14 protein-coding genes are annotated in these 15,440 nt (G+C 42.6%); all 14 read left to right on the forward strand.

The window, feature by feature from the left end:
- The first annotated feature begins 142 nt into the window (after positions 1–142).
- The 14 genes from ACG3M1_RS08165 (at position 143) to ACG3M1_RS08230 (ending at position 15,310) form a co-directional block, all read left to right on the forward strand.
- Positions 143–637 (forward strand): chitinase, encoded by a 495-nt coding sequence (locus ACG3M1_RS08165; RefSeq protein ID WP_118437789.1) that lies wholly within the window; start codon positions 143–145, stop codon positions 635–637.
- Positions 638–648: 11 nt separating this feature from the next.
- Positions 649–1,872 carry an ABC transporter permease gene (locus ACG3M1_RS08170; protein ID WP_390554235.1) on the forward strand — a complete coding sequence of 408 codons (1,224 nt, stop codon included), beginning with the start codon at positions 649–651 and terminating at the stop codon, positions 1,870–1,872.
- A 3-nt stretch (positions 1,873–1,875) separates the two neighbouring features.
- Positions 1,876–3,321, forward strand: coding sequence for an ABC transporter permease (locus tag ACG3M1_RS08175; protein ID WP_021423053.1), 1,446 nt, complete (start codon positions 1,876–1,878; stop codon positions 3,319–3,321).
- A gap of 13 nt (positions 3,322–3,334) precedes the next feature.
- Positions 3,335–3,970: an ABC transporter ATP-binding protein gene (locus tag ACG3M1_RS08180; RefSeq protein ID WP_021423054.1), complete on the forward strand. Its 636-nt coding sequence runs from the start codon at positions 3,335–3,337 to the stop codon at positions 3,968–3,970.
- A 265-nt stretch (positions 3,971–4,235) separates the two neighbouring features.
- On the forward strand, positions 4,236–4,685 hold the full coding sequence (locus ACG3M1_RS08185) for an RNA polymerase sigma factor (protein WP_021423055.1): 450 nt from the start codon (positions 4,236–4,238) through the stop codon (positions 4,683–4,685).
- The gene (locus ACG3M1_RS08190; protein WP_032509628.1) at positions 4,670–4,903 is read left to right on the forward strand and encodes a helix-turn-helix domain-containing protein; all 234 of its coding nucleotides are present in this window, start codon (positions 4,670–4,672) and stop codon (positions 4,901–4,903) included. Before ACG3M1_RS08185 ends, ACG3M1_RS08190 begins: the two co-directional genes overlap by 16 nt.
- Positions 4,904–5,216: 313 nt before the next feature.
- A complete protein-coding gene (locus ACG3M1_RS08195) occupies positions 5,217–5,420 on the forward strand; it encodes an excisionase (RefSeq protein WP_004613735.1) in 204 nt (67 codons plus the stop codon).
- A gap of 78 nt (positions 5,421–5,498) precedes the next feature.
- Positions 5,499–6,689 (forward strand): tyrosine-type recombinase/integrase, encoded by a 1,191-nt coding sequence (locus ACG3M1_RS08200; protein WP_077726429.1) that lies wholly within the window; start codon positions 5,499–5,501, stop codon positions 6,687–6,689.
- Between the two features lie 525 nt (positions 6,690–7,214).
- Positions 7,215–8,108 (forward strand): peptidase U32 family protein, encoded by an 894-nt coding sequence (locus ACG3M1_RS08205; protein WP_008819041.1) that lies wholly within the window; start codon positions 7,215–7,217, stop codon positions 8,106–8,108.
- Positions 8,109–8,116: 8 nt separating this feature from the next.
- Complete coding sequence (locus ACG3M1_RS08210) at positions 8,117–9,346, forward strand: peptidase U32 family protein (RefSeq protein ID WP_009587870.1); 1,230 nt, start codon at positions 8,117–8,119, stop codon at positions 9,344–9,346.
- 93 nt (positions 9,347–9,439) lie between these two features.
- Entirely contained in the window at positions 9,440–11,134 is a 1,695-nt protein-coding gene (locus tag ACG3M1_RS08215; RefSeq protein WP_395815162.1) for a proline--tRNA ligase, read from the forward strand.
- Between the two features lie 529 nt (positions 11,135–11,663).
- On the forward strand, positions 11,664–13,364 hold the full coding sequence (locus ACG3M1_RS08220; protein ID WP_002608338.1) for a hypothetical protein: 1,701 nt from the start codon (positions 11,664–11,666) through the stop codon (positions 13,362–13,364).
- A 307-nt stretch (positions 13,365–13,671) separates the two neighbouring features.
- Positions 13,672–14,871, forward strand: coding sequence for a threonine ammonia-lyase (gene ilvA, locus ACG3M1_RS08225; RefSeq protein ID WP_009269454.1), 1,200 nt, complete (start codon positions 13,672–13,674; stop codon positions 14,869–14,871).
- Positions 14,864–15,310, forward strand: a complete 447-nt coding sequence (locus ACG3M1_RS08230) for a YaiI/YqxD family protein (RefSeq protein ID WP_009269453.1) — start codon at positions 14,864–14,866, stop codon at positions 15,308–15,310. Before ilvA ends, ACG3M1_RS08230 begins: the two co-directional genes overlap by 8 nt.
- Positions 15,311–15,440: the final 130 nt, after the last annotated feature.

The following is a 15,440-nucleotide window of genomic DNA, read 5'->3' on the forward strand; positions in this document are numbered from 1 at the left end:
GCTTTAATTATAGACAGTATAACAGAAAAGTCTGTAAAAATCCTCTAAAAAATGATGATGATTTTCTTGCTTTTTTACAGGATTTTTAGAATGGTTTGCTTTTACAATAGTGGCATATCGAATAAGAAAGGTGGAATACAAAATGAAAAAAACAAACATCAGTAAATTTGTAGCAGTTGGATTATGTATCTGTGCATTGACGGGGTGTGGTGCAAGTCCAGATGAGAAGCCAGATATGTCTAATCCTATTGTCAATTCTAATACGAATGAAGAAAATGCAAATGGCTCTTCAGAAAATAAAGAAAACGACATATTAGAGTCTGCTAATTTGATAGGAAGTGTTTTGGAATTTACAGACAATGGTTGTTCCGTAAGTCAAGCAAAAGAAATTGAGGGGGGAGCAGGGATAAAATCAGAAGCACCGGGACTGGAAAATAAAGACAATGCTGTTTCTGTAACCTATAACCCAGATTGTGAATTTGTCATTGCCACAGTAAGTGCCCACTCTGGTGTTACGAATGTAACGACGGGTTCTATCTCCGATGTAAAGAAACAATCAAATGTATATCTCTATGGAGAATTTGCAGACACAAATCATTTCAATGCAACAAAGGTTGTCATAGCCCATTGGGAATAGAGGTGTGAAGTATGAAGTTTTATCAACTTGGTTTTCGCTATTTACAGCGAAAAAAAGGGAAAACTATTCTTTTGTTGATTGTTCTGATACTTGTAAACAGTATGATTTTAGGTACAAGCATGATTTTAAGAACTACAAATGAGTCTAAACAAGCTATGCAGGAAAAAACAAACTCTAAAATAGTGGCTGAAATTACAAGTAAGGACAGCAAAATAACCGAGAATGAAGTAAACAAGATTGAAACGCTGGAAGATGTTTCAGCTATCAACCGTATAGGTAGGCAAGAGGTATTTCCAGATAATTTTGATCCCGTTACTCTCAATACCTCTACAAATGAGGATAATTTGAAAATAGCGTTGCTCTCCTATGATGATTTGGAAAAGGACAGTCCTTTTTCAGAAATGCAGTACCGCTTATCTTCTGGTGATTATATCAATCAAGAGAAAAAAGGTGCTGTTATCAATACAAACCTTGCAAATCAGAATGGGCTAAAGATTGGAGATACCATTGAACTAAGTACAAAAAGCGGAACAAAAGTATCTGTTCAGATTATTGGAATGTTCAAGTCCGCAGGAAATGTGGAAAAAGACCAGCCAGCAGAAACTACGGCGGTCAATCGAATAGAAAATCAAATCTTTATTGACAACAGCGCTTATAAAGAATTGTTAAAAGAACCTGCATTTGAAAAAATCTGCATTTACTCAAAAAGACCAGAAAATTTAGATGTGCTGGAAACCAGTCTGCAAAAAATATTTGGAAATGACATAGCACTTAGCACGTCTGATACCCTTTATCAACAGATGTCTGCTCCATTAGAGCAAATCAGCAAGGTGGCAAACCTTATGCTGATACTTACCTTGATAACTGGTACTGTCGTTGTTTCCCTGCTGTTATGTATGTGGATGAGGACAAGACAAAAGGAAGTGGCAATCTTTATGAGCCTAGGTAAAGCAAAAAGTGAAATTTTCCTGCAAACTTTATTAGAAGCAGGTAGTGTATTTACGCTTTCGGTTTTAGGAGCAACAGCGATTGGTAAATTGTTCTCTGGCGTTTTGCAAAACGTCATTACCGGTTCAGAAACAGTAACAGAAAATCTGAAAGTGGTTTTGCAGATACAAGATATTGGAATGTTGTTCCTTTTAGGCGGTGCAGTTATTTTGGTGGCATTGTGCTGTTCCATTCTTCCGATATTACGAGCAAACCCAAAAGATATATTAGCAAAAATGGAGGGATAGTACATGAATTTTTTTGGATTGGCAAGGCGTTCTGTGTTCAGAAAGCCCGTAAAAAGTATTCTCTTATTGTTGATTGTTTTTGCAATCAGTACCTTGCTTCTTGCAGGTGTGGCGAGCAAAAATGCCAGTATTGAGGTGCAGGACAAAACCAGACAAGCCATAGGTGCAGGCTTTCTTTTAGAAAGAAATGCAGAGTACCGAACAAAGCGAGTTCGTGAATACTCAGAAAAGATTGGTAATGATAAGGAAGGTAGTTTTGGTGGCTACCATCAGGAAAAAGAGATTATCAATGGTGTGGAGACTTGGACAGGCTGGACAACAAATGAATTTGAAAGCTTAGATATAAAAGACATTGAGAAATTGGCAAAAGCAAAAGGAATTGCTGATTACAATATTACAACAGTAACAACTCCCGTAAACCCTGTAAATTTCAAAAGGATTGAAGATAAAGATGTAGACCAGAATGCAGATGTTGGCGGTGTAAGTTTAATTGGAAACAAAGATATGAAACTAGACAGAAATGTTTTATCTGGAAACCTGCATATCAAAGAGGGACGAATGATAACCCCAGAGGATAAAGATATGTGTGTCATTTCAGAGGAACTGGCAAAGCAAAATAATCTGAAAATCGGCGATAAGATTTCTTTTAATGATTACCACGATACTGAAAATTCAAAGGTATCAGAAGCTGAGATTGTTGGAATTTATCAAGTGGATCAAAAGATGTCCCCACTTATGCAGGGAGATACTTACCGTTCGGAAAATGTAATATTTACAGATTTGAGATTTCCAGAAAAGGCAGAGGGTGAAACAAGTCCATTATATGAAAGAGCCTATTTCAAAGTGGAAGATGTGGAAGCTTACGACGAAGTAAAAGAAAATCTGCAAAAAGTAGACATCAATTGGGAGCAATATGATTTGATTGACAATAACGGAAATTCCGAAACCATGTCCTCAAACTTCAATGATTTAGCAAAAGTAAGCGAAATGATGATATTGGTAATCTCTGTTGCAAGTTTTGTTATCCTTGTTTTAGTATTTCTGTTCTGGCTGAAAAATCGAGTGCAGGAAGTCGGTATTTTCTTATCTCTCGGTGTTCCGAAATTTAGAATTATCGGACAAATTTGGAGCGAAGCGATTATGATTACTGTTCTTTCCCTTATGTTATCCTTTGCTGTCGCTCCTGCTGTTTCCAAAGTAACGGCAAATTATCTGGTATCACAGCAGGTTCAGCAAATGCAAGAGGAAGAAAAGAATAATGAGGGAAAAGTATCCACAGAATACGTTGCACCAAAGCAGGACGTGCAGAGTATCAGCGTAGAGGTTACACCAGAAATGTATCTGTTGGACGGTGTAAGTGTTCTTGTGTTGATAACGGCTTCTGTTCTGGTATCTGGAATTGTAATACTAAAGAGAAACCCGAAAGATATTTTATCGGAAATGAGTTAGGAGGACGACGAAAATGTTAGAAGTAAAGAATGTAAGCTATGCTTACAAAACAAAAAAAGATAAAACCATTTTGAATAATGTATCTGCTACTTTCGAGGAGGGTATCTTTTATACCATTATCGGTCCGAGTGGTGCAGGAAAAACAACACTCTTATCGTTGTTAGCAGGCTTAGATACAGCAGTAAAAGGGACTGTCCTTTGCAATGGCGAGGATATTACAAAAAAAGGGCTGAATTACCACAGAAAGCATAATATCTCATTGGTATTTCAAAATTATAATCTGATTGATTATTTGACAACGGTTGAAAATGTCAAACTAGGTGGTAGTGGAAATGCTGAAAAATTATTGGAAGAAGTCGGTATTGGAAAAGAATACTGGCAGAGAAATGTATTGCAACTATCTGGCGGACAGCAACAGCGTGTAGCGATTGCAAGAGCATTAGCCAGCGACGCTCATGTACTTTTGGCAGATGAACCGACGGGAAATCTTGATGAAACTACCGCTGATGAAATCATTGCTTTGCTGAAAAAGACTGCACATGAATTAGGAAAATGTGTTGTTGTGGTTACACACAGTAAGCATTTGGCAGAAGAAGCCGACGAAATCTTAGAAATTAAAAACGGTGCAATTTCTTTTCTGTCTGAATAAACAAGAATAGTGCCGTAAAGGAGCTGTCATTATGGAATATTTTAGATATACCTCGACACAATCAATTTGACCCTAACGGCATTGTTATAAGAACTAAATACAATACAGTTTCAAAGGCTCGTACAGACTATATGTTTTGTGCGGGCTTTTTTCATGCCAGAAAAAAATTTTTTAAGTTTTTTTTGATTTTGGTTACGCTGTACCCCACTTTCAACGCGGTATATATGAAAAGGGGCAGACACCTCTTTTCGACTAGCGAAAGGAGGTGAGGAAAATAAAACCGTCAGAACTACAAGAAAAAACCTGTCATCAATTCGATTGTGCTATTAAAACAGTTATACGTCATAGAGCGATTGACTTCTATCGAGCGATACGTCGTTCAGAGAAAAAAGAAATGCCATTCGCCGAAATTATGGACGACCTCTTAAATTCCATAGGCACAGAAGATACATATTCTACGGATTATGTTGCAGTATTTGAAGTCTGTGGCGAAAAAGTGTCAATCGAAGATGAACAACTGGCTCGTGCATTGAAAGCTATTGAAGAACGAAAGCGTAATATCGTTTTACAGTATTTTTTCATTGGGGACACGGACACTTATATTGGAAAAATGCTTGACTGTTCCAGAGCTAATGTAACAAAATGCAGAATACAAGCACTCGACAAGCTAAAGCAACTGATTGAGGAGGAAAAAGAGAAATGCCAAAAGAGCTGACACCGACTTTCACGGTTATTTCCAAAGCATGCGACGGCGACGAAACAGCTATTTCAAAAATCTTGGAGTTTTACGACCCATTTATCAATCAGTGCTGTATGCGTCCGTTTTACGATGATAACAACAACTTGCGTCTTGCGGTAGATTTGGAAATGAAAGGTTTTATCAAAGAAGCGATTATTCGTAAAATCTTAAACTTTGATATTAAACGCTTCTAATTCATATCGGGATTGATTATGCCCGTCTGGTCTTTGACAACTGAATAAAGCAGACAGATACGTTTGTGAGATAGCAAGCCACGGGGACTGTACGCCATGACCTTTCCAAAAGAAAGCGAGCGACCCATGCAGTGATCCGAGAGCGACCGTTGGAAAAGTCGCTTTGCCACGACCTATCCTCACAGAATAATGATACGTCCGCATGGTGCGGTTCTGCCCACAGGAATGGGAATGGTTGAGATACCAACGGAGCTTTCCAAAGCCGTCTGCCTGCTTGTAAAAAATGACACACAGTAAAGGGGGTGCATAGATTATGAACAATACTGATGTGCCTATCTGGGAAAAATATACTCTGACGATTGAAGAAGCGTCTAAATACTTCCGCATTGGCGAAAAGAAATTGCGTAAATTAGCCGAAGAAAATATTGACGCTGGCTGGGTTATCGTGAACGGTAATCGTATTCAGATTAAGCGAAAACAATTTGAAAAAATCATAGATACATTGGACGAAATCTAATGTCATTGAGCCGTAGATATGGTATAATAAGATATAGCGTATCACGGCTCATTCCATGACGGAAAGGAGCTTTACACTATGTCTAATGTAAAACGAAAAGACAGTAAAAATCGCAATTTGCGTAATGGAGAGAGCCAGCGAAAAGACGGAAGATACGTTTATAAATATACCGATATATACGGAAAGCCACAATTTATCTATTCTTGGAAACTTGTACCGACAGACAAGACACCTGCTGGAAAGCGTGATGATATTTCATTGAGGGAAAAAGAAGCACAGATAAAAAAAGACCTTAACGACGGTATCGACACAGTCGGCGGTAAAATGACAGTCTGCCAGCTCTACGACAAGAAAAACAGCCAAAGAAAGAACATCAAAAGGGCTACTGAAAAGGGACGACAGTATCTTATGAATGCTCTGAAAAATGACCCATTGGGTATGAGGGCGATTGATACTGTTAAGCAGTCGGACGCTAAAGAATGGGCTATCAGAATGAGCGAAAAAGGATATGCCTATAAAACGATTGATAACTATAAGCGTTCCTTGAAAGCTTCATTTTACATGGCGATACAAGACGACTGTATCAGAAAGAACCCATTTGACTTTAAGCTAAGTGATGTTCTGGAAGATGATACGGAGCAGAAAGTTATCCTTACACCAGAGCAGGAAGAACGCCTGCTTGCCTTTATGGAAAAGGACAAGATTTACAGCAAGTATTATGATGAGGTTGTGCTTCTGCTGGAAACGGGACTTCGTATTTCTGAATTTTGCGGATTGACGACGCATATTGATATGCAGAACAGAATACTCAATATAGACCACCAGCTATTGAAAGATAGCGAAATGGGCTACTATATTGAAACACCAAAGACCAAAAACGGAAAACGGGAACTTCCATTGACAGAACGGGCTTATCAAGCAATCCAAAGAATACTAAAGAACAGAGGAAAAGCACAACCGCTGATTGTAGGTGGTTACAGCAATTTTCTATTCTTAAACCGTGAGGGCTTGCCTAAAGTTGCAGGAAACTATGAGGGCATGGTGCGAGGACTAATTAAGAAGTATAACAAGTATCATACGGATAAGTTACCGAACATCACACCACATTCATTCAGACATACTTATTGTACGAATATGGCAAATAGAGGAATGAACCCAAACACCCTGCAATATCTCATGGGACACGCCAACATAACCATGACACTTGGCTATTACGCACACGGTACATTTCAATCTGCAAAAGCGGAACTGGAAAGACTGGCTTGTTAATATCGGAGCTTATATTTACTACTCATTTACTACTTTTGGTTGCATTTTCATGCTGGTAAATGCCAGCTTATGCAAGGTATCTTCCGAAAAGAAAATACCGATAAAGCCCTAAAATACGGGATATATCGGCATTTACCAACTTATGAAAAGATAATCAGAAATTTAGTAAGTTTTTTCTTCTAAAAAACGAGCCTTATGATGTTACTTTGACCCTGGGAAATAAGAGTCACAATATCCCGTCGCAATTACTGTATGTTTGTTTTCAAAAGCGGAAATATATATCACCCATATTATTATACAAAATCCTTCTTTATTTATCTATCTTTGCTTTTTGTCTTTCGGAATGTCCTTGGACATTTTTCTTCCATGTACACCGCGGATACATCATGGTCATCAACGGTATGAAAAGCGGTTTTTTGTTTGAAATAGATGTTTTCCCTACCTTTTCTGTACAGAATATATTATAATAAAAAGCAGTGTTAGCGGTGCCTTCGTGCACTCGACACATAAAGGAAAGGTGACGTTATGGTTGATTTCATCGCAACACCATTTGCGTTTGGTGATATAGAAAAATTAAAGACGGCAGGTGCGCAGAGTGTACAGATTGCGGTACCGTTTTTCTCGGCGAGAGGAGCTGCCTGTTTTCCAATAGAAGAGCTGCCGGATATCAAAGCGGAATGTGTCCGTTGTCAAATCAGCATGTATGTTCTGGTCAACCGCATTTTTGTGGAGGAAGAGCTGGAGAGGCTGCGTGACTTTCTGAAGCTTTTGAAGGAGCTGGATGTGGAAGGCATCTATTACGGGGACGAGGGTGTTCTTTATGAGGCAGCGCGTCTTGATATGAAGGACCGGCTTATTTACAATCCGGACACCCTGATTACCAATGCCATGGATATGCAGTATTATCTGGATGAGGGAATCCGCATGGCAACCATATCCAAGGAAATCACCCTGCAGGAAATGTGTACAGTGGCACGGGATGTACAGGGGGAATGTGAAGTCGTTCTGCATGGCAGATTGAATATGATGCATTCCAAGCGGAAGCTGCTGAGTGCCTATATGGAGTTTCTGGGGAAAGAGGAAGCGGTAACGGACAATCATCAGCTGTATCTGATGGAGGAAACACGGGATGATCATATGCCGATTGTTGAGGATGCGCTTGGAACCCATGTGTTTACCGGATTTACACTTGTCTCCTTTGAAGAAATACGGGAGCTGTATGAAGCGGGTGTACGGCATTTTCGCATTGACGGTATCTTCCATGATATCGAGTATGTATGTGAAGCGCTTCGTCTGTATCAGGATGTGTTAAAGGGCGTGCGGGACGGCCGTCAGACCTATCAGGAATATGAAAAGAAATACAAAGAGGATCATGTGAGTCATGGCTTCTATTATACGAAAACAAGCAAGGTAAAGTAGGTGAGAGCTTGAAGAAGATAGAATTGCTCGCTCCGGCAGGTGATCTGGAGCGTTTGAAAATCGCGGTATTGTACGGTGCGGATGCCGTATATCTGGGAGGCAAGCAGTTTTCCCTGCGCTCCCGTGCCAGCAATTTCGGATTAAAGGAGATTGCAGAGGGGGTTGCTTTTGCGAAGGAGCATGGCGCCCATGTGCATGTGACCGTGAACATGCTGCCCCATGAAGAGGATTTACACGGCTTAAAGGAATATCTGATAGAGCTGGAGCGAATCGGTGTAACGGCGATCATCGCTGCCTCTCCCGGCATCATGATGTGTGCCAAAAAATGGGCACCGAAGCTGGAGGTTCATGTTAGCACCCAGCATTCCTCCACCAATTCCAGCGCCGCAAATTACTGGCAGGAGAAAGGCATGGATCGTGTCGTTCTCGGCCGTGAGGTTACGCTGGAGGAAATCAAAGCAAGTGCCGCTCATACGCAGGTACCTTTGGAGGTCTTCATCCATGGCGGTATGTGTATCTCCTATTCAGGACGCTGTGTACTCAGCAACAATATGACGGGCCGTGATGCCAATCGCGGTGGGTGTGCGCAGAGCTGCCGTTGGAAATATCGTCTGTATGAGGGAGATCGTGCACTGCATGATGAACAGGATCTGTTTTCCATGTCCAGCAAGGATCTGATGGCTGCCAAATATATTCCGGATTTGATTACGGCGGGTATCGCCAGTCTGAAAATCGAAGGACGTATGAAAAGCGCGTATTACATCGCCACCCTGATCAAAACCTACCGCATGCTGATTGATGAAATTTATGCGGAAGGCGGAAGACTGAGTGACAAACGGATGGAATGGTATTATAATGAACTGGCAAAGGCGGAAAACCGACCCACCGGGTGCGGCTTCTATGAGGGTATGCCGAGCTTTCACGGGCATTTGTACGGTGTCAACGGAGCCGGTGTGACACAGGAATTTATCGCCTATGTTCTGGATTATGAGGAAGAAAGCGGCATGGCAACGCTGGAGGTGCGCAATAACTTTCGCGGACATATCGCTGCGGAGGTTTTTGGACCGACGATATCCGCCACACGTTTTGAGCTGCAGGAGCTCTATGATATGGATGGAAATCTCTTGGACGTTGCCAAAACACCAATGCAGAAAATCAGAACCCATGTACCCCTGCGTCTGGAAAAGGACGCCATGATTCGCAAGGTTGTGACAAGGAATCGCTCCGGTATATACTGAACGGTGTGTGGATATGTGGGTATACGGTATTGCGGCATAACGAAGGTGTCGGATATCGCAGTGCTTTATAAAGGATACTAAGGAGAGAAGATTATGAAACTGAGTAAGTCGTATTTTTATACATTGCGGGAAAACGTGAAGGATGAAGACAGTACAAGCGGAAATCTGCTGGTGCGTGCGGGAATGATCAAAAAGAGCAGCAGTGGATTTTATATGATTATGCCTATGGGGAAACGCGTACTGAAAAAGATTGAGGAAATCGTACGTGAGGAAATGGATGCCGCTGGTGCACAGGAGCTGCTCATGCCTGCCATGATACCGGAAGAAATTTATGAGAAAAGCGGACGCCGTGAGGCTTTTGGCTCCAATATGTTTGCATTAAAGGACCGCTATCAGAAAAATTATGTGCTGGGACCGACCCATGAAGAGCTGTTTACCATGGCAGCGATGATGAAGGGAAGCTCCTATAAGGATTTTCCATATAACCTGTATCAGATTCAGACAAAATTCCGTGATGAGACAAGACCGCGCTATGGACTGATCCGTGTGCGTGAATTCATCATGAAGGACGCGTATTCCTTTGATATTGATGAAGCCGGTCTGCAGGAATCCTATATGAAGATGTTTCAAGCATATAAGAATATCATGGATCGCTGCAATCTGAACTATAAGATCGTCAAGGCGGATACCGGAGCTATGGGCGGTTCTCTGTCTGAGGAATTTCAGGCAATCACCGAAATCGGGGAGGATGTCGTGGTGACCTGTGAGGGCTGTGACTTCTCCAGTAATCTGGAAATCACCGAGGTTATCGATACCGGCAGGCCATCCGATGAAGAGGCGCTGGATATGGAAATCGTGGAAACTCCGGATGCGAAAACAATTGAGGATGTTGCGGCATTCTTCCAGAAATCCGTAAATGATTTTGTGAAAACACTGATTTATTCCGTTGATGGGAAAACGATGGCCTTCCTGTTGAAGGGGGATCGGGAGCTGAATGAAACCAAGGTGCTGAAGCTGCTGCAGGCAAATGAAATGGAGCTTGCGTCCTTTGATGAGGTGGAACGTGTTACTCATGCAAGGGTTGGCTTTGCAGGTCCGGTTGGACTGGAGTGTCCGATTATCATGGATCGTGAAGTGGCAAATATGAAAAACTTTATCGTCGGAGCAAACAAAACCGATCATCATATCAAAAATGTAAACCTGAAGGATTTCACAGTGGAAACCGTTGCGGATATCGCGCAGGTTCATGAAGGGGATATTTGTCCGAAATGCGGAAAACCGCTGAAGTTCTGTAAGGGCATTGAGGTCGGCAACACCTTCAAGCTGGGAACCAAATATGCAAAGGCACTCGGTCTGGAATATCAGGATGTCAACAATAAGCTGCATCCTGTGGAAATGGGATGCTATGGCTTTGGTCTGGAGCGCTGCATGGCGGCAATCGTGGAACAGCATAACGATGCATCCGGTATCATCTGGCCAACAAGCGTGGCACCGTTTGAGGTCGCTGTGGTGGTTGTGTCCAGCAAGGATGATGAACAGATGCGCATTGGAAATGAACTGTATGAGGCACTGAAAAAAGAAGGCATTGATGTTCTGCTGGATGATCGCAAGGAACGTCCGGGCGTGAAGTTCAAGGATATGGAGCTGATCGGTATTCCATACCGCATCACCGTCGGCAGAGGAATCAAGGACGGCAATGTGGAATTCCGTGCCAGAACAGCTGATGAAAGCAGTGATGTTTCCCTGCATGAGATTGTTGACATGGTCAAGAAGGAATTACAGAAATAAGTCTGCGTGAGATTTTCAGGCAGTCTGAATATGCTGTGAAAAAGTTCGAAGGGGATTCGGACTTTTTTCTAAAGCTTAGAGCGCGAAGTGATGCATGCGAAGAGCAGGCTGCCTATGCAAGTGCTGAAGCTTTTAATAACTGCTGTAAGGTACATGGGAAAGGTACCTTACAGCTACAGGTGAAATACGGTTGGATCATTTGATGATGAGAATCCCCATCATCGCTTTCTATATTATATGGAAGACCGAAGTGCTTCAGGATTTCAAAAAAATACGGTCTTTTTACGATCGTGTGACAAAATTGCGGTATACTTTTCCCGGCTCTCGCATATCATGTAATCGTTACCAGTATGCTGTGCGACAGGTGAGCACAGCTGCGAAACAGAAATTGGAATTGAAAAAGTTTTCATAAAATGAAAATATTACAAAAACTACTTTCTTATTTTTTCTTTTTATTGTATAATATAACCCGATAGGGTTATTTAACTTTATTTTCCAACTTCATTTTTGAATTTGAAAGGAGCAGATTATGAAAGAGACATTGTATTTAACAAAAGAACTTGCAATACTGAACTACAGCGCAGGATACGCACATTCCGGTGACCAGCTGCTGAATTCTTCCACGTTCAGTAATTATGTTCATAACTACCTGGATTACTTAAAAGCTGATAACGAGGCTTTATACTTCTACGCATTGAACGGCAAAACAACCAGAGAGGCAACCTTTGAAATTCTGAAGCTGTTCCGCATGCTGCGTGTATTCAAAGCGGAAGAGGTGGATTCTCCATATCTGAACGATAAAGCGAAGCTTCTGGAGTTCGTGGAGGAGATGTACAACTTCTGGAAAAAGCATCAGCGATTCTCCGTGATGTCGATCGGACAGGGGAATGCATTGCAGGATCTGACCTTTGTAGGCGCAGATTCCAGCTTTACCAGTCTGATTCTTGGATTGTACCGTAACATCGAGGAACAGATCATGGGAAGAAAAAACCGTGTATACCGTCAGCTGCAGGCTGGTACCAATGCATCGATTGCAGTGAAAAACATTGATAATCCAAAGCTGAGCCCTAAATACGATGCATTAAAGGATATCGAATTCATTCAGTCCGTTATGCTGCGGACACCGATGATCCTTCATCCGAAGTCAAACAAGCGTACCGGGATGTTTACAGAACGGGATACCAATCCGATTACGGAATTTACCGGAACACCGGATGAATGGTTCTGTTACCCATGCAAGGTCGGAAGCCTGCTTGCCTTTATCTACTTCCACCGTGACTTTATTTCCTCTGCCGTATCTCTGGCAAATCTGTTTGAGCTGGCGAATGAGGATGAGTGCCGCAAAAAACCGGATCTGATTTGTTTATTCGGTAATCAGGATGACAAGGAACAGACAACCTTCCATTATGATGCCGAGGATGATGTATGGATCGGATGTGTCAGCTATCATGAACGTATTGAATACTTCGGTTATCTGAAGAAAATGACACTGACACTGCACAACGTAAGAAAAATGCAGAAGGGCTGGCTGCCGATTCACGGAGCATTCGTCAATATTACCTTAAAGAGCGGAAAACGCAAGGGTATTATGCTGATGGGGGATTCCGGAGCAGGTAAGTCCGAATCCATTGAAGCCTTGAAAATTGCTGGTGCGGATGTCATTAAGGACATTGAGGTTGTCTTTGATGATATGGGTACCATTCATCTGGAGGACGGTGTTCCTTATGGACAGGGTACGGAAATCGGTGCCTTTATCCGTCTGGATGATCTTGATCCGGGAACCCCGTACCGTGATATGGACCGCTCCATTTTCATGAATCCGGAATCCAGCAACAATGCCCGTGTTATCACACCGGCTGCACCATATGAAATCGTAGCGATGAATCATAGAATTGACTTATTTGCCTATGCAAATAACTATGATGATAAGCTGGGGCTGCATCGTTTTGATACTCTTGAGGATGCGAAGGCAACCTGCAAGGAGGGAAAACGTATGGCCAAGGGAACGACACAGGAGGTCGGTATTTCCACAACCTACTTTGCGAACCCGTTTGGACCGATGCAGCAGCAGGAGGTTTGTGAGCCTCTGATTGACCAGATGTTTGTCGCACTGCGCGACAGCGGCTGCTTCGTCGGAGAAATTTACACCCACCTGGGACTTGATAAAGAAAACCGTGACGGTATCAATATTGCGGCCAAGGAGCTGCTGGACTTCATCGAAAAAGACTAAGTCTGTAAAGCTGCTGTTCTCCAACTGGAGACGGCAGTTTTTTTACGGTTATACTTCCATAAGGAGAATGGCTGCGGACGGACGCGGCTATTGGTATGAAGGAACATCGGCGGGGAATACTGAAACAGATACGATATACAGGATTCTACGATATATATACGATGAAACAAATATGTATGCATAACATAGATGATTGTATGCAATATAAAAACAATGTGAATAAAATGTATCCAAATTGTAGAAAAACACTCTTTTCGAACGGTGATATTCATAGTACAATACAGATAAGGATACAGGAGGAAATCGTATGGATATTTCAAATATTTATGATGCCAAGGAAGTATTGAAGGATGTTATTTCCAAAACACCGCTGGTGCATGCGGATAAGCTGCATGAAAATCTGTGGATCAAGGCGGAAAATCTGCAGGGAACCGGTGCCTTTAAGCTGCGTGGAGCTTACCATAAGCTGCATTCTCTGACACAAAAGGAGCGCGAGAAGGGCGTGATAGCCGCAAGTGCCGGAAACCATGCACAGGGAGTCGCTTATTCCTGCATGAAGATGGGAATCAAGGGAACGATCGTTATGCCGAAAACCGCTCCGCTGTCTAAAATTGAAGCAACGCGAAGCTATGGTGTTGCGGTGGAGCTGCAGGGAGATACCTTCAATGATGCCTATGAGTATGCGAAGAATCTGCAGGAAATCACAGGCGCAGTATTCGTGGAGCCCTTTGATGATGAATATGTCATTGCCGGACAGGGAACGATCGGTCTGGAAATTCTGGATAAGCTCAGTGATGTGGATACGGTAATCGTACCGATTGGCGGGGGCGGTCTGATCAGCGGGATCGCCGTTGCAATCAAGGCAATGCGTCCCAGCTGCCGTATTATCGGCGTACAGTCCGAGCATGCGCCGAGCATGAAGCAGTCGCTGGAAAAGAAGGAGATTATCAAGCTGCAGAATGTAAGTACGATCGCGGATGGAATCGCTGTAAAAACTCCGGGAAAGCTGACCTATAAGCTGTGCAGCAAGTACGTGGATGAGGTGGTAACCGTCAGTGAGGAGGAAATTGCGGCTGCCATACTGACACTGCTAGAGAAAATGAAGATGGTCGCTGAGGGAGCCGGAGCCACCAGTGTTGCGGCGGCGATGTTCGGTAAGGTGGATCTAAAGCATCACAAATGCGTTGCAGTTCTTTCCGGAGGAAATATCGATGTCAATCTGCTGTCTAAAATAATCGACCTCGGCTTGATGAAGACCGGACGCAAGGCAGTCATCAATATGAACGTTATGGATAAGCCGGGGAATCTGTCCCGTATGATTGAGCTGATATCCAGAACCGGAGCCAATATCATTTCTGTAAATCATAACCGTATTCAGAATGCCATGCTGTTTAATCAGTGCAGAGTCGGCGTTATTATTGAAACCAATGATAACAAGCATATCGCAGATGTGCTTGCAATTCTGAAAAACAACGGCTATGACCCGCATCTGGTCGAGCATGTCTGATATTTATATCGATGCGGACGGCTGTCCGGTGATTGAGGAAACCCTGCAGGCAGGAGAGGATTTCGGTTTTCCTGTAACACTGGTATGTGATACCTCCCATGTCTTTCCCTATGAGCATGTCGTTATCCTTATGGCGGATAAAGGAAGAGACAGTACGGATTTTCTGTTGCTGTCGCATGTAAAAAAGGGAGATATTGTTGTTACGCAGGATTACGGTCTGGCTGCACTGGTTCTCAGTAAGGAAGGATATCCGATCTCCTGCAATGGAGTCCCCTATACAACGGAAAATATCAATCGCCTTCTCACAATGCGTCATGTCGGCAGTGTGGAGCGTAAGCATGGCAATTACGGAAATCATGCGAAAAAGCGGACACAGCAGGACAATGAACGGTTTCTGGATGGTCTGTATGCATTGTGTGAAAGTCTGCAGGATAAATAAAAACGGATATACCGGCTGTTTTCCCCATTTGTTTGAATGGGGTATACCATAATAGAAAGCACAGAACCATTTCACAGTCCAGTGGAAGCGATTCTGTGTTTTTGCATTCAGACTCATAGTGAATCACTGT

This window comes from Clostridium sp. 10cd* (genome assembly GCF_044336395.1).
GTDB lineage: Bacteria > Bacillota_I > Bacilli_A > Erysipelotrichales > Erysipelotrichaceae > Clostridium_AQ > Clostridium_AQ innocuum.